Here is a 14,642-nt window from a genome sequence, read left to right on the forward strand (position 1 = left end):
TTTATTCGTCAAACGTCAGTTGTTTCACTTTGTCGGCGTCAAGCCGTTTGATCACCTCAACAAGCAGCTTGACCGTGTTTTCGTAGTCGTCGCGGTGCAAAATGGCGGCGTGCGAGTGGATGTAGCGCGTCGGGATGGCAATCGTGAGCGACGGAACGCCGATGCCGGTTAAGTGAATCGCTCCCGCGTCCGTACCGCCGCCTGGCATGGCATCAAAATGGTACGGAATGTTGAGCTCTTCCGCCACTTCGATGACAAATTCGCGCAAGCCGCGGTGCGACACCATCGTTGCGTCGTACAAGACGATGTGCGGGCCGGCGCCGAGTTTGCCCATCGCTTCTTTTTCCGACACGCCCGGCGTGTCGCCGGCAATGCCGACGTCAACAGCAAACGCGATATCTGGCTGAATGAATTGGGCGGCCGTGCGCGCGCCGCGCAAGCCGACTTCTTCCTGCACCGTGCCGACGCCGTATACCGTGTTTGGATGGTCGACGCCTTTCAGCTGCTTGAGCACATCGATGGCGACCGCACAGCCGATCCGGTTGTCCCATGCTTTCGCGAGCAGCATTTTTTCATTGTTCAATACCGTAAATTCAAAATACGGCACGATCATATCGCCCGGGCGGACGCCCCACTCCATCGCTTCCTCGCGGCTTGTCGCGCCGATGTCGATGAACATATCTTTGATTTCCACCGGTTTTTTGCGCGCCTCCGGCGGCAGAATGTGCGGCGGCTTCGAACCGATGACGCCGGTGATGTCGCCTTTTTTCGTCACGATCGTCACGCGCTGGGCGAGCATCACTTGGCTCCACCATCCGCCAAGCGTTTGGAAGCGGATGAATCCTTTGTCGTCGATTTGCGTCACCATAAAGCCGACTTCATCCAAATGGCCGGCGATCATCACTTTCGGCCCGCCCGATTTCCCTTCTTTTTTGGCAATCAAGCTGCCGAGGCCATCCGTTGTCACTTCATCCGCATACGGAGCTATGTATGTCTTCATCACATCGCGCGCTTCCCGCTCATTGCCCGGGACGCCTTTCGCATCGGTCAGCGCTTTCAGCATCGTCAACGTTTCGTCCAACTTCGCCATCTTGGCACCCCTTTCCGGTTTTGTCCACTTTTTTATTATACTTGAAAAGGCTGACGATTGGCAAAATGAATCATTCGCCACCCGAAAAAAAGATCAATAGCGCTCGTTTTGCCGCTTGTGGTTCACTTCATTTTTCCGCCGATACGCCGCCTCGATGTCGTCGGAAGAAAAACCGAGCGCCACGCCAAGCCGCCAATACTCCGCAAACAGCGCATCATATTCCCCTCGCGCTCTCGTCTCCCCGAACCGCTCGGCGGCGCGAAACACGGCAAGAAACTGCTCGACAAGCGGCCGTCCCGCCGACGGAGCTTCGTTTTCTTCATAAAACAAGCCGCACTCCAGCCCGAGCGACAATAAAAAATGCAAGCCGTCAACATATTCCTCAAGCACTCGCTCGGCTGGCGCGGGCGGTTTGATGCTCCAAAATTTAAAGCAACGCGTCTCATTCGCGAGTTCACCCAGCTCCACAAGAAAGGCGAGCTGCTTGCGGGCAAACAAATCTTCCTCCATCAAGCCATGCTCCGTTTCAATGCGCCGATCCAACATGCGCTGCATATCGTAAAGCAAAGGCCAATTCATCCTATTTCGCGCAGGAGACTCCCACTTCAACGACCAAAGGGAGTAAGTGGGAGAGGAATGCGCGTTCCCCCTTTCTTTTGTGTATGATATAATAAAGGCGTGGAGAAAACCGTTCAATAAAGGCACTCCAATAACGGCTACTCGATGTATGGAGTTGGTTACAGGAAACGTTGTAACCGTAAAACATCGAGCGTAGGTCCGTCTGTTGTGTGTGGAAGCCAAGTACTGCCAACAGACACACCGAGAGAATCGGTAACGATGCAGGCATGACCTGCGTCGTTGGGTAGTCGTCAACCTGCCCCCTGATGCAACCCCAAGTCAAGGAAGGAGGACGAAGTCCGTTTGCACTTCTGGGGAGTTGCAAGCCCCCACTTCAAGCGTTAGCTAAGTGGGAGTAGTTGACTCTCTCCTCCCCTTTCTACCTCATCCATCGCCAATAGAGAAACAGCTCCACCGCTGCCAACAGCGGCAAGCCATAGCCAAAAGCCCGATGGCGCGTTTTATGGCGAAACGTGTACATGCCCGCCATTGCCCCCAGAGCTCCACCCAACCACGCCAGCAGCCAAAGCGTCCGCTCGGCGGTGCGAAAGCGGCGGCGCTTCGCCTTGTATTTGTCGACCCCCATCACGAAAAAAGCGAGAAGGTTGATCGCTATCCCGTATTGTACCATATCGATCCCTTTCCTTGATAAGAAAATGGCCACCCTGATCAAGGATGGCCATCGTTGTTATTTATTCAAATTCGCTTTCGCCAAGTCGGCGAGTTGGGCGAACGCGGCTTGGTCGTTCACCGCCAAGTCGGCGAGCATTTTCCGGTTCACTTCCACGCCGGCCAGCTTCAAGCCGTGCATCAAACGGCTGTAGGACAAGCCATTTTGGCGAGCCGCTGCGTTGATGCGGACAATCCACAGTTTGCGGAAGTCGCGCTTCCGTTGACGGCGGTCGCGATACGCATACATGAGCGATTTCATCACTTGTTGGTTCGCGACTCTATATAATGCGTGTTTCGCGCCGAAATAGCCTTTTGCGAGTTTTAACACTTTTTTGCGACGTCTGCGCGTCACTGGTCCACCTTTTACGCGTGGCATAATCGTTCCCTCCTATAGTCGGTCGTTATTTCAAGTTGTCAAGCATTTGGCGGATGCGTTTGAAATCTCCAGGCGAGACAAGCGTCGCTTTGCGGAGATGACGCTTTTGTTTTTTCGTTTTATTGGCAAACAAGTGGCTCGTATAGGCATGACCGCGTTTTAATTTGCCGCTGGCCGTTTTTTTGAACCGTTTCGCCGAGCCGCGGTGAGTTTTCATTTTTGGCATCGCAGGTTCCTCCTTACTTGTTGTCGTTTTTCGGTGCGAGCACTAAAAACATGTTGCGCCCGTCCATTTTCGGCGCCGTTTCGACAACGGCAATGTCGGCGCACGCTTCCGAGAAGCGGTCAAGGACGCGCTGCCCAATTTCTTTATGGGTGATCGCCCGACCTTTAAAGCGGATCGTCGCCTTCACTTTATCGCCTTTTTCCAAAAACTTGCGCGCATTGCGCAGCTTCGTGTTGAAGTCATGCTCCTCGATCGTCGGGCTGAGGCGCACCTCTTTGACGTTGATCACTTTTTGTTTTTTGCGCGCTTCTTTCTCTTTCTTCTGCTGCTCGAAGCGGAATTTGCCGTAGTCCATGATGCGGCAAACGGGCGGTTTGGCGTTCGGCGCGACAAGCACAAGATCCAAGTTGCGTCTTGCCGCAATCTCAAGCGCCTCCTGCTTCGACTTGATGCCAAGCTGTTCGCCGTTTTGGTCGATCAAGCGCACTTCACGGGCACGAATTTGTTCGTTGATAATAAAATCTTTGCTAATAATGAGCCACCTCCAAGGTTTTTTCCGACTGGCTTGTTTGCCAGCAGAGCCCCACTTCCAGCCCAAAAAAAAGCGCAGATGCACAAAGCACCCGCGCAGTACGTCCTTACACTCGCATTGACGAACCGTAACAACCTACCAACAGCCGTCTTGGCGTCGGTCAGGTGAGAAGCGGGGTGCTTCTGCTTTTGTTACAAACAAGCAATCATTCCACTTTATACACTATACCACCTTGGCGATGGCATGTCAAGGAGCGGATCTTGATAAACACAACGTCCTTTATTATAGCGGATCAACATTCAATTGGCAAGAGAAAATCTTGTTCACGCCGCCATTTCTTTGAAAAACCGCCCATGACATGGGCCATCGCCACCGTTGCTTCCTTGTAGCGCTTGAACGTTTATGTCGCCTGTCAACGGTTTATTGCGCTTTCCCTAATCTTGTCCGTTTTTCCCGCACATCGTCAGCGAGCAAGGCCATAAACTCGTCAAGCCCCATCGTCCGGCTTTCTTTTTCTCCATAGCGGCGGACGTTGACCGCTCGCTCAGACACTTCTTTATCGCCGACAACGAGCATGTACGGGATTTTTTGCATTTGCGCTTCGCGGATTTTATAGCCGATTTTTTCGTCGCGCTCGTCGACTTCGACGCGGAAGCCGCGTTCTTTCAGCGTCCGTTGCACGTCATACGCGTAATCGAGGTGCGCCTCCGGCGACACGGGGATCACTTTGACTTGAACCGGGGCGAGCCATGTCGGAAACGCGCCTTTATACTCCTCGATGAGGAACGCGACAAACCGCTCCATCGTCGAGACGACGCCGCGATGGATGACGACCGGACGATGCGGCTTCCCATCCTCGCCAATGTATGTCAAATCAAAGCGCTCGGGCAACAGGAAGTCAAGCTGCACCGTCGAGAGCGTCTCGTCTTTGCCAAGCGCCGTGCGCACTTGCACATCGAGCTTCGGCCCGTAAAACGCCGCTTCCCCTTCCGCTTCGTAGTAATCGAGGCCGAGCTCGTCCATGGCTTCCCGCAGCATGCGTTGCGCTTTTTCCCACATTTCATCGTCATCATAATATTTTTCTTTGTCATGCGGATCGCGGTAAGACAAGCGGAACGAGTATTCCTCAATGCCGAAATCCTTATAGACTTCCAAAATCAAGTTGACGACGCGCTTGAACTCGTCTTTGATTTGGTCCGGGCGCACGAAAATGTGGGCGTCGTTGAGCGTCATGCCGCGGACGCGCTGCAGGCCGGTAAGCGCTCCAGACATTTCATAGCGGTGCATCGTGCCGAGCTCGGCGATGCGGATCGGCAGCTCGCGGTAGCTGTGCAGCTTGCTTTTGTAAATCATCATATGGTGCGGGCAGTTCATCGGACGAAGCACAAGTTCTTCGTTGTCCATCTCCATCGGCGGGAACATGTTTTCTTTGTAGTGGTCCCAATGGCCCGATGTCTTGTACAGCTCGACGCTGCCGAGCACCGGTGTGTAGACATGATCGTATCCGAGCGCCACTTCTTTGTCGACGATGTACCGTTCGATAATGCGGCGGATCGTCGCTCCTTTCGGCAGCCATAGCGGCAAGCCTTGTCCGACTTGTTGCGATGTCGTAAACAGCTCAAGCTCTTTGCCGAGCTTCCGGTGGTCGCGCTCTTTCGCTTCTTCAAGCAGGCGCAAATAACGATCCAAGTCTTCCTTTTTGAAAAAGGCCGTGCCGTAGATGCGCTGCAGCATTTTGTTGTTGCTGTCGCCGCGCCAGTAGGCCCCCGAGATGCTGAGCAGCTTGAACTCTTTGATTTTTCCAGTCGACGGCACGTGCACACCGCGGCAAAGGTCGAAAAACTCGCCTTGCTCATAAATCGAAATCGGCTCGCCTTCCGGAATATCGGCGATCAACTCGAGCTTCAACTCATCGCCGATTTCTTCATACAGCCGGATGGCTTCTTCGCGGCTCACTTCTTTGCGGACGATGTCCAAATTTTCTTTGACAATCTTGCGCATTTCCGCTTCGATTTTCGGGAGGTCGTCTGGCGTCAGCTTATGCTCCATGTCGATATCATAGTAAAAGCCGTTTTCAATGACCGGACCGACGCCGAGCTTGACGTTGCCATACATCCGCTTGATCGCCTGCGCCATTAAGTGGGCGGTGCTATGGCGCAAAATGTCAAGCGCCTCCGGCATGTCTTGGGTAATGATGACAAGCTCGCCATCTTCGTGAAGCGGCGTGCGCAAATCAACGAACCGGCCGTTCAGTTTGCCGGCGATCGCTTTTTTCTTCAGCCCCGGGCTGATCGAGGCAGCGATGTCTTCCGTCGTCGTCCCCTTCGGAAACTCCTTTTCCGCCCCATCTGGGAACGTGATGCGAATGACGTCTGGCATCGGCAATCACTCCTTTGTCATGATAATGAAAATGGAAAAATAAAAAAACTCCTCCCTCCTAAAGGGACGAGTTTTCATCGTGGTTCCACCCTTCTTCCCATGGCAGCGCCTCGCCATGCCATGGCTCAACAAGAATAACGGTCGTCCACCGGCGGCAACTACTGGGCGTTGCGTTCGCTGCCGCAGCTCTGAGGGGGTAAGCGCATTTTTCGTGTTAGGAAGGTTCCAGCCGCTGCCTTCCCTCTCTGGAAACCGTAAAAATGCACCCATGTCCTCGTCATCGCTTGTATTCATCCATATTCATGACGACATTATAGCGAAAACAGCAGGAAAAATCAAGCTTCTCCCCCATTTCCAGCGTTGGCGGCAAACAAGCGGGAAAAATCGGCGCGGCGGCAGACGATCAGACGTTCTTGAAACACGTTTTGCAGTGTCTGCACCATGCCGTCATCCGGATGATCGGTGTACAGCTCAATTTCCGCCGGAGCGAGCGAGACAAGCGGAGCGAGCACCGATGCATCAATATACATCGGCTGGCTGAAGACGAGATGGCGGTCGATCAACTGTCTCACTTCCGCCGCCGACAGCTCCCGCCGCTCGCTGTCGTAAAATACGAAGTGCGGCGGATCGTGCACCAAATACAGGCGCGGCCATTGCGGCGTCCGGCCAGCCAGGCAGTCGCGCAGCATTTGCACAAAATTTTGATACTCCTGCTCCAGCTTGTATTCATCAATCGCCAGCTCGACATAATGTTGGAGGCGCTCCATATACGGCTTTAACCGGAACGTAACGAACGAAGAAAACGAAAATGACAAGCCGTCGCGCAAAAAGGAGGCAAAAGCGTCGCGCAACATCACGGTGCGCGAGGCGGCAAACGCCGCGCTTTTCCGGTAATCGCGCCGCTCGCCGTCCAAAAACGAATGAGCGAGGGCCAAAATTTGCTGCTGTTCTTCGACGTCGCGGAAATAAAAAACATTGGCAATGATGGATAGCAGCAGCCGGTCTTCCATCACCTCCTGCATAAACGCCGTCATCGCTGGGATGATATGCTCCTCAAGCACACGCTTCTCCTCGCCCTGTATGTAAACCGCCACGGTTTTGTTCCCGTCATAAGCGGCATGAAACAGCGGACCGTCATCCGGTTGCCGGTGATCTAGCAGCCCAACCAATTTTTCCGCCTCGCTTGCCTCGTCAAAATGGATTTCGATCACCCGCTGTCCCCCCTTTAGCCCGAAAGGAATGCTTGGTTTATATATATGGGGACAACGGGCTGTTTAGACTAAAAAACCACAAAGCTTAGCGGCGTTCATTGTTCGAGGAGAGGGTGCCCCAAAAGGATCGGGACACCCTTTCTTATTACCGTATACAGGCATAAAACAATTAAATAAGAAACAATATGTTGTGTTTTGTTTAAGGGAAATTACCCTTTTGGGTCAGCCCCAGTCGGCAAACGAACCGCTTGCCGACTACGGCAGAAAAGCTAGAAACAGAACCTGCTCAACTAGTTTTTATGGGTTAATCAACATGCCTGTGCAAACGGCAACGTTTCAAATCGCCTTTATATATTTTGCTCACGGCGGTTCGGTCCAGTGATTTCAATCGGATAGGCCAAATAGCGGATTCGCTCCATAATGCGCGCCGCCTTCACCTTCTCTTCTTCGCCGCGCTGCGAATACGTCAAATGATGGGCGAGCTGCTGCATATCAAAGTTCGACGTGAAAAACGTCGGCAAGTTTTCAAACATCCGGTATTGCAAGATCGGGCCAAATACATCATCGCGCACCCAGCTTGACATCGCCTCCGCCCCAAGGTCATCGAGCATCAGCACCGGCACTTTTTTGATATAATCAAGCTTTTCGTTCATCGTCTGGTCTTGAAGCGAATGTTTCATCTCACGAAACAGCTCGGGCACGTAGACGATCAGCGACGAAACGTTTCGCTTCGCCAGCTCGTTGGCGATCGCGGCGAGCAAATACGTTTTGCCCACCCCAAACGATCCGTGCAAATACAAGCCTTTCATTTTTTTCCCTGGCTCGTATTCCGCCACAAACCGCTCGGCAAATCGGATCGCTTTGATCCGCCCATCGTCATTGAGATCGACGTCAGAGAGCGAAGCACGCAAGATTTCGCGCGGCATGAACATGCTTTGAATGAGCGACTCTTGCCGTTTTCGCTCGTCATGCTGCACTTTTTTGGGGCAGCGGTCGTACTCAACGTCGATCCTTCCACCGTTGACCACCAAATTTGGATGGTACCCCGGCAGCATGTTGTTGCATCGCTCAAGGCCCGGACATTGGCGGCAATTCCCGTGCTGCTCGATGAACTCATACAGCTTCATCAAGCTGCGGTCAACCGCATCGGCCGACAATTGCCGTTCGTGCGCCCGCAAAAACGGCTGCACGTCCGGATGCTCCAAAATGTAGCGTTTCATTTGTTCGTAGCGTTGTTTAAACCGTTGATTGCCAAGCAACCGCTGCAACAGGTGGTTTACTCGTTCCATGGCTTTTCCCTCTATGATTCATCACGGTATTTTTTCAGCCGTTCCTCAAGCTCTTTGCGCGCCTGTTCGACGTCAAAATCATCATCATCCGGCTGGCTGTAATCCATGTTCAGCCAGTCCGGGACGATTTCCGTGCGCACGACTTTGCGCACCGTCCGCGTCCCTTTTTCCTTTTCGTTCGCCCAGTTTTGGTATGTTTTCGCCTCTTCTTTCGCCAGTTCCATTGCTTCCTTCACGGTTTTCACCTTTTTGCGCGCCCAATGGCTGGCGATTTTTTCTACGTATTTTTTCGACAGCTTCATATTCGTCCGGAGCATGACATAATAAATGAGCACGTTGACAACTCCGGGGAGCAGCTGCTGCTGGAACATAATGTCTTCGATCAACTGCAAATCAGCAAGCGACGGCTCAGCGCCGCCTGAAATCTCTTTCAGCAGCTGGCGCGGGGAAATTGTTTCCAGCTGTTTCATTAGTTGCTCCTCTTTTGTGCGCGGTTCGATGTTTTCCATCGTCCGGTAGGCGAGCGGCTGCACTCGTTCGACGAGGCGCGGCTCGACACCGCCATGTTCGAGCTCATACCATTCGCGCGCCGCCCGGCGCAACGCGTCAATATCGATATGATAGGCCGGATCGATGACGCCAAGGACCAGTTTTTGCATCTCAAGCGGCGGAATGCCGTATAAAAACGCCAGCTTTTTAATCGCTTCCTTCACTTTCGCTGTCACAGCCCGGCGCGGCACAAGCTGCTTGGACAGGCCGGCAAAAAACAGCTCAAAGTCGAATACATCATCATCGAGCACATACGACGCCTCATCCCGCCTGATGTGATCCTTCCCTTCAAGCAGCTCGGGCCCGGCTTCTTCGCTGAGGCCGGCGACGATTTGTTCAGCGGGCACGGCCGAAAACACGTCGGAAAACGACCGCGTCACCTGGGTGAATTTCGTTTCATCAATGGACGGACGGGCAAAAAAGTTGCTCAGCTGGATAAACAAGTGGCGGCCGACTTGCCGGTGCAAAAAAACGCTCAACATCTCGTCGCGGAAAAACTGGTCTGGCGCCAGCGGCGGACGCAGCTCATAAAGAAACAGCTTCGGTTCATCCGCCTCTGGAGCGTGGACGTATGTGTCGAGCAGCCCGATTCCTTCGAGTTTCAACCGTTCGCTGTAAATGTCCGGCAGTCCGCACTGCATGAGCGCCATAAGCCGATGATGGGTCGCTTCCTGGCCGTCAAGCAGCTCAAGCTCCCCCCAAAGCGTCATATAAAGCGCCAACGCCCGGCAGCCGATGAGCGGCTGGTAAAGCAGCGTCAGCACTTTACGGTCCACCTCTTGCAACACCCCACGGCTTTGCACGGTATAACGGTCGACAGCAATCAGCTCTTTCCAATGGTGCTGCATCGCTCCGACCTTCCATTCCGCCGTATTCGTTTCAAACCGGCTCTCCCCTTTCCTGCCGAAAAGACGTTGAAAAAAGGGCTTGCCGCCTAACGCCAAAGCCCTTTTTACCGTTGCCCTTTTTTGATCAGCTCTTTCAGTTCTTCAATGAACACATTAATATCTTTAAACTGCCGATAGACGGAAGCGAAGCGGACATAGGCGACCTCATCGATGTGTGACAGGCGCTCCATCACCATTTCGCCGATCGTTTCGCTTTTCACTTCCGAGACGCCTTGATTGCGCAGTTCGCGCTCAATTTCCTGCGTCACTTTTTCAAGCTCCTCGAGCGCCACCGGCCGCTTCTCGCACGCTTTGATCAAGCCGCGCAAAATTTTCTCCCGGCTGAATTCTTCGCGCGTTCCCTCTTTTTTCACAACAATCAGCGGCGGCTCCTCGATCCGCTCAAACGTCGTAAACCGATAATGGCACTGTTCGCACTCCCGCCGGCGGCGGATCGAACGACCCTCTTCAACCGGGCGCGAGTCAAGCACGCGCGTGCCTTGATGATGGCATGAAGGACATCGCATAACATCCACTCCGTTGATCTTCTTATTTTCTATCATACCGGAATGGACGAAAGCAGACAAGATATAGTTAGCTGTTCAGTCCGGAACCGATATAGGGCAGGCGGGCGTCGAGCTTCCGATACAAATCGAGAATGACCGCCCGGCTATGCCCAAAATCAAACGGCAATAGCTTCGTCTCCGTCGTCGCGGAAAAGTCGACCGCCGTTTCAAACGGCCGCACGGAAATGACGGTAGCGACGATGAACAACTTTTTGCCGCGCTTTGTTTGCGCACAAATTTCGCCGCGCTCTTCGGAAACAGAAACGAGCTCGGCGCCGGGCAGCGACGAGAGCAGCTCCTTGACCGCATCGATGACGGCGCGGTTCGTCGCTTTGTAATAATGGCTTCTTAGCTCTTCATCTTCATGATTTTCCCGCGTTTCACAATGGTTTGTGAAGGCGTATTTGAGTGTTTTCCACATGCTCATTGCCACGTCTCCCTAGTCATTCTTTTTCTTCCATCATACCATGATTTTCGCCGCTGTTGTACCGCCGAGGGCGCAAAAAAAGGAGCGTTTCGCTTACGCTCCTTTCGGTTTATCATTATCCAATTACAGCGCCTGCGCCTTTTTCACTTCGATCGGGCGCATGCCGCGCGGAAGTTCAATCGTTTCCCGCGTTTGCGCGCCCAGCATTTCGGCAATGTAATCGGCGGCAATCGTCGGGTCTAAATGGCCGCATGTATACACATCAATGCTCGCATAGCCGTGTTCGGGAAACGTGTGAATCGTCAAATGCGATTCCGAAATAATGACGACCCCGCTTACGCCTTGCGGAGCGAATTTATGGAACGCCACTTCGCGAATCTCCGCTCCCGACTTTAATGCGGCGTCAACGAACGTTTTTTCAATAAAATCAATATCATTCAGTTTGTCAAAGTCGCATCCCCAAAGTTCCGAGATAACGTGACGACCCATCGTGTCCATGAAAAGAATCCCCCTTTAACCAATTTTCTCAAACAAATAAAAAAACAGAAGGTGAGTTGCAAAATGGCATGTATAACTACCACGGGGGAAAGTTAGTCCTAAGAGGTCCTAACCCTTTAAGTAGTCACATTACCCTTGCCGTTAAGAAGTTCACGAGACATAGTATACTTTGTTTAGGGGGTTTTTGCAACAGGCTTTTTTAATTTTTTTGCATAAAAAAGAGAAAAAGCGCCCACTCCCGCACCGTGGCCCGATCCGTTTGTGCGGATCGCAAAAGCCATAGCGCAGGCGGCGCGCTTCACATCGAACCGCTGTTACGCATTGACGCTGAGACGCTCATTCATTTTGGCCGCGACAAGATGGGCTAAATCAACGACGCGGCACGAATAGCCCCATTCATTGTCATACCAAGCGAGCACTTTCACTTTTCGCCCTTCCATCACCATCGTCGACAGGCCGTCGATAATCGCAGAATGCGGATTCGTATTGAAATCGATCGAGACAAGCGGCTCCATCGTGAAATCCAAGATGCCTTTCAATGGGCCGTTGGCAGCGCGGATCAGCGCCTCGTTCACCTCATCAACCGTCACATCGCGCTTCAAGTCGACGACCAAGTCGACGAGCGAGACGTTCGGCGTCGGGACGCGGAGCGCCATGCCATGAAGCTTCCCTTTTAAATGCGGCAGCACTAGGCCAAGCGCTTTCGCCGCTCCCGTTGTCGTCGGGATGATCGACTGCGCGCATGAGCGGGCGCGGCGCAAATCTTTATGCGGGTTGTCGATGTTTTTTTGGTCGTTCGTATACGCGTGAACCGTCGTCATCAGGCCGTTTTCAATCCCAAACGCTTCATCGAGCACTTTGACGACCGGAGCCAAACAGTTTGTCGTACACGAGGCGTTCGAAATGATGAAATGGCGGTCGATGTCAAGCATATGCTCGTTGACGCCAACAACGATCGTCACATCTTCATTTTTGCCTGGGGCGGTTAAAATGACGCGCTTCGCCCCTGCCTCAAGGTGAAGGCTCGCCTTTTCGCGGTCGTTGAATTTTCCGGTCGCTTCAATCACAATATCGATATCAAGCTCTTTCCACGGCAGCTGTTTCGGGTCGCGCGAGTTTAACAGCCTCACTTTTTTGCCGTTGACGAGCAGGCCGTCTTCCAAGGCGATGACCTCACCGTCAAATTTACCGTGGTTTGAGTCATATTTTACTAAATGGGCTAACGTTTCCGGCGGATAGCTGGCGTTCACCGCCACAATGTCGAGGTCAGAGGAATTGATGGCGCGCCGGAACACCATCCGTCCGATTCGTCCGAAACCGTTAATCGCCACTTTCGCCTTCATTCACTTTGTTCTCCTCTCATATATGTTATACTATTTTCTTATATTCGTATAAATAGTATATCATATTTTTAGGAAATGTGGAGAACAAAATGACTGAAAGCGAACAAAAAAGACGCCTATTTTTCCAAGGCGTCCCATTGTTTCAAAATAGCCAACAGCTGACGGCGTGTCTCTTCCCTCGTTCCGTTATTGTTGATGACCGCGTCGGCCCGCTTCATTTTTTCCGCCAGCGGCCATTGAGCGCGAATGCGGGCGCGCGCTTCTTCCTCAGTGAACCCGTTCCGCTCCATCAGCCGGCGAAGCTGGATGTCATCGTCAACATACACGACAAGTACTTTATCGACCCAGGATGTCAATCCGCTTTCAAATAAAAGCGGAATGTCCAATACGACCGTTTTCGCCCCGGAACGGACGAGCGCTTCTTTCTCCGCGAGCATTTTCTGACGCACCGCCGGGTGAACGATGGCGTTTAGCTTTTTCCGTTCTTCTTCGTCGTTGAACACGATCGCCCCGAGTTTCGCCCGATCGATCTCTCCATTTGTCTGCAAAATGCCCGGACCGAAGGCGGCGACAATCTGACGGTAGGCGTCTTCCCCCGGTCGGACGACGGCGCGCGCCGCTTCGTCAGCATCAATGACCGGAAGGCCGAGCTCGCGCATCATCGCGCTCACCGTGCTTTTGCCGCTGGCGATCCCGCCGGTCAATCCGATCGTCAACGTCATGGAACCTCTCTCCTTTTTACACGCCGCCTAGCGCTGGCAGCGCGGGCAATAATGCGTGCCGCGGCCGGCGACGACCGTTTTTTCAATCGGCGTGCCGCATCGTTTGCACGGATTGCCTTGGCGGCCATACACGTACAAATGATGTTGAAACGTGCCGGCCTCGCCTTGCGTGTTCACATACGTGCGCACCGTGCTTCCCCCTTTCATGACCGCCTCGCCGATCGTCGCCACCATTTCCTCATGCAGGCGCTCGATCTCTTTGCTGGAGAGAGAGGCGGCCGGCCGGCCGGGAAGAATGCCGGCGCGAAACAGCGATTCGTCGACATAAATATTGCCAAACCCAGCCACGACCGTCTGATCAAGGAGCAACGCTTTGACCGACCGTTTCGTTTTCACCGCCCGCTCCGCCAATACAGCTGGGGAAAACGCCGGGGAAAGCGGCTCCGGCCCAAGCTCAGCAAGCGGCGGCCGACGGTCAGCTTCTTCTTTGGCATAAACGTGCATCGTTCCGAACTTGCGCACGTCGCGGTAACGGAGTTCGCTGCCGTCCGTGAAGCAAAACACGACGTGCGTATGCGGTTCGAGCGGCTCGAGGGCAGAAGCAACGGCGTAGCGCCCTTCCATGCGCAAATGGGAAATGAGTGCATCGCGGTCGAGCAGGAATTTCAAAAACTTCCCTCTCCGTTCCAAACCACGCACCGTCTGTCCGATCATTCTTGCCGCAAACTCCTCGGGGTCTCGCGGATGGCGGATGATGTTCGGCCAAAAGATGCGCACATCCTCAATCGTTTTTCCGACAATAAGCGGCAAAAGCGTACGACGGATCGTTTCCACCTCCGGCAATTCCGGCATGGCGATCCCCCCTTTCCTCCGTTTTCCTGCATCGTTCCCGCCGACGCTTTCGCATTGACGCCGGTTCATCCGCCGAGAGAAAGATTCTCCATGGGGCGGCAGCTGTTTCGCTCCAATTCATCGAGTTGCAGCCGAGAATCGTCGCACCGAAAGATTCTGCCTAGAAGGCCGGTGAGAAACGCTGATTTTCGCAAAATCGGTCATGTTGGTTGAGAAGGACGACTCGATGTCCCAAGGCTTCTCAACTGGAGAAGAGTCGTTGTGAAACTGCTTTTTCATTCCATCACAGGCCTTCTTAGAAGGCTGATGAAAAACAATGGATTCGCTTGATTTATGAGAAATCACAAGGAATGAAGTGATGGTGTTGCAAGGTTTTTCAATTTGAGAAACACTGTTGGAGAGCAG

General features: G+C 53.3%; 16 protein-coding genes and 1 other annotated feature. All 16 genes read right to left on the bottom strand.

All coding sequences use genetic code 11. From position 1 onward, the window contains the following. Nucleotide 1: 1 nt before the first annotated feature. Nucleotides 2–1,090: a M42 family metallopeptidase gene (locus tag DI44_RS03505; RefSeq protein WP_011232187.1), complete on the bottom strand. Its 1,089-nt coding sequence runs from the start codon at nt 1,088–1,090 to the stop codon at nt 2–4. 93 nt (nt 1,091–1,183) lie between these two features. Then, a complete protein-coding gene (locus DI44_RS03500) occupies nt 1,184–1,669 on the bottom strand; it encodes a dUTP diphosphatase (protein WP_011232188.1) in 486 nt (161 codons plus the stop codon). Between the two features lie 418 nt (nt 1,670–2,087). Continuing rightward, nucleotides 2,088–2,339 carry a DUF1294 domain-containing protein gene (locus DI44_RS03495; protein WP_013524295.1) on the bottom strand — a complete coding sequence of 84 codons (252 nt, stop codon included), beginning with the start codon at nt 2,337–2,339 and terminating at the stop codon, nt 2,088–2,090. Nucleotides 2,340–2,396: 57 nt separating this feature from the next. Next, a complete protein-coding gene (rplT, locus tag DI44_RS03490; protein WP_011232190.1) occupies nt 2,397–2,756 on the bottom strand; it encodes a 50S ribosomal protein L20 in 360 nt (119 codons plus the stop codon). 25 nt (nt 2,757–2,781) lie between these two features. Beyond that, complete coding sequence (gene rpmI / locus DI44_RS03485; protein ID WP_011232191.1) at nt 2,782–2,982, bottom strand: 50S ribosomal protein L35; 201 nt, start codon at nt 2,980–2,982, stop codon at nt 2,782–2,784. Nucleotides 2,983–2,995: 13 nt separating this feature from the next. Further along, nucleotides 2,996–3,580 (bottom strand): translation initiation factor IF-3, encoded by a 585-nt coding sequence (gene infC, locus DI44_RS03480; protein ID WP_075261478.1) that lies wholly within the window; start codon nt 3,578–3,580, stop codon nt 2,996–2,998. Next, nucleotides 3,575–3,708, bottom strand: a sequence feature (ribosomal protein L20 leader region). It overlaps the preceding gene by 6 nt. 226 nt (nt 3,709–3,934) lie before the next feature. Further along, nucleotides 3,935–5,893, bottom strand: a complete 1,959-nt coding sequence (thrS, locus tag DI44_RS03475; RefSeq protein ID WP_033025971.1) for a threonine--tRNA ligase — start codon at nt 5,891–5,893, stop codon at nt 3,935–3,937. 335 nt (nt 5,894–6,228) lie between these two features. Next, a complete protein-coding gene (gene ytxC, locus DI44_RS03470; RefSeq protein ID WP_011232194.1) occupies nt 6,229–7,104 on the bottom strand; it encodes a putative sporulation protein YtxC in 876 nt (291 codons plus the stop codon). 347 nt (nt 7,105–7,451) lie between these two features. Continuing rightward, nucleotides 7,452–8,393 (bottom strand): primosomal protein DnaI, encoded by a 942-nt coding sequence (dnaI, locus tag DI44_RS03465; RefSeq protein WP_013144524.1) that lies wholly within the window; start codon nt 8,391–8,393, stop codon nt 7,452–7,454. Nucleotides 8,394–8,404: 11 nt separating this feature from the next. After that, nucleotides 8,405–9,790 (bottom strand): DnaD domain protein, encoded by a 1,386-nt coding sequence (locus DI44_RS03460; protein ID WP_025039135.1) that lies wholly within the window; start codon nt 9,788–9,790, stop codon nt 8,405–8,407. A 104-nt stretch (nt 9,791–9,894) separates the two neighbouring features. Then, nucleotides 9,895–10,356: a transcriptional regulator NrdR gene (gene nrdR, locus DI44_RS03455; RefSeq protein ID WP_013144522.1), complete on the bottom strand. Its 462-nt coding sequence runs from the start codon at nt 10,354–10,356 to the stop codon at nt 9,895–9,897. A gap of 67 nt (nt 10,357–10,423) precedes the next feature. After that, on the bottom strand, nt 10,424–10,822 hold the full coding sequence (locus DI44_RS03450; RefSeq protein ID WP_014196515.1) for a hypothetical protein: 399 nt from the start codon (nt 10,820–10,822) through the stop codon (nt 10,424–10,426). Nucleotides 10,823–10,945: 123 nt separating this feature from the next. Continuing rightward, nucleotides 10,946–11,320 (bottom strand): adenosylmethionine decarboxylase, encoded by a 375-nt coding sequence (gene speD, locus DI44_RS03445; protein ID WP_011232199.1) that lies wholly within the window; start codon nt 11,318–11,320, stop codon nt 10,946–10,948. Between the two features lie 314 nt (nt 11,321–11,634). Beyond that, nucleotides 11,635–12,663: a glyceraldehyde-3-phosphate dehydrogenase gene (locus tag DI44_RS03440; RefSeq protein WP_021322135.1), complete on the bottom strand. Its 1,029-nt coding sequence runs from the start codon at nt 12,661–12,663 to the stop codon at nt 11,635–11,637. A gap of 116 nt (nt 12,664–12,779) precedes the next feature. Beyond that, the gene (gene coaE / locus DI44_RS03435; RefSeq protein ID WP_014196518.1) at nt 12,780–13,385 is read right to left on the bottom strand and encodes a dephospho-CoA kinase; all 606 of its coding nucleotides are present in this window, start codon (nt 13,383–13,385) and stop codon (nt 12,780–12,782) included. A 27-nt stretch (nt 13,386–13,412) separates the two neighbouring features. After that, on the bottom strand, nt 13,413–14,237 hold the full coding sequence (gene mutM, locus DI44_RS03430) for a DNA-formamidopyrimidine glycosylase (RefSeq protein WP_015375584.1): 825 nt from the start codon (nt 14,235–14,237) through the stop codon (nt 13,413–13,415). Nucleotides 14,238–14,642 lie beyond the last annotated feature (405 nt).

This window comes from Geobacillus sp. CAMR5420 (assembly GCF_000691465.1).
GTDB lineage: Bacteria > Bacillota > Bacilli > Bacillales > Anoxybacillaceae > Geobacillus > Geobacillus thermoleovorans.

What these genes read in the sequence shown, in the direction of transcription:
- DI44_RS03505 (WP_011232187.1), bottom strand. Translation starts at nt 1,090, where the DNA reads ATGGCGAAGTTGGACGAAACGTTGACGATGCTGAAAGCGCTGACCGAT.
- DI44_RS03500 (WP_011232188.1), bottom strand. Translation starts at nt 1,669, where the DNA reads ATGAATTGGCCTTTGCTTTACGATATGCAGCGCATGTTGGATCGGCGC.
- DI44_RS03495 (WP_013524295.1), bottom strand. Translation starts at nt 2,339, where the DNA reads ATGGTACAATACGGGATAGCGATCAACCTTCTCGCTTTTTTCGTGATG.
- rplT (WP_011232190.1), bottom strand. Translation starts at nt 2,756, where the DNA reads ATGCCACGCGTAAAAGGTGGACCAGTGACGCGCAGACGTCGCAAAAAA.
- rpmI (WP_011232191.1), bottom strand. Translation starts at nt 2,982, where the DNA reads ATGCCAAAAATGAAAACTCACCGCGGCTCGGCGAAACGGTTCAAAAAA.
- thrS (WP_033025971.1), bottom strand. Translation starts at nt 5,893, where the DNA reads ATGCCAGACGTCATTCGCATCACGTTCCCAGATGGGGCGGAAAAGGAG.
- dnaI (WP_013144524.1), bottom strand. Translation starts at nt 8,393, where the DNA reads ATGGAACGAGTAAACCACCTGTTGCAGCGGTTGCTTGGCAATCAACGG.
- DI44_RS03460 (WP_025039135.1), bottom strand. Translation starts at nt 9,790, where the DNA reads ATGCAGCACCATTGGAAAGAGCTGATTGCTGTCGACCGTTATACCGTG.
- nrdR (WP_013144522.1), bottom strand. Translation starts at nt 10,356, where the DNA reads ATGCGATGTCCTTCATGCCATCATCAAGGCACGCGCGTGCTTGACTCG.
- DI44_RS03450 (WP_014196515.1), bottom strand. Translation starts at nt 10,822, where the DNA reads ATGAGCATGTGGAAAACACTCAAATACGCCTTCACAAACCATTGTGAA.
- speD (WP_011232199.1), bottom strand. Translation starts at nt 11,320, where the DNA reads ATGGACACGATGGGTCGTCACGTTATCTCGGAACTTTGGGGATGCGAC.
- DI44_RS03440 (WP_021322135.1), bottom strand. Translation starts at nt 12,663, where the DNA reads ATGAAGGCGAAAGTGGCGATTAACGGTTTCGGACGAATCGGACGGATG.
- coaE (WP_014196518.1), bottom strand. Translation starts at nt 13,385, where the DNA reads ATGACGTTGACGATCGGATTGACCGGCGGGATCGCCAGCGGCAAAAGC.
- mutM (WP_015375584.1), bottom strand. Translation starts at nt 14,237, where the DNA reads ATGCCGGAATTGCCGGAGGTGGAAACGATCCGTCGTACGCTTTTGCCG.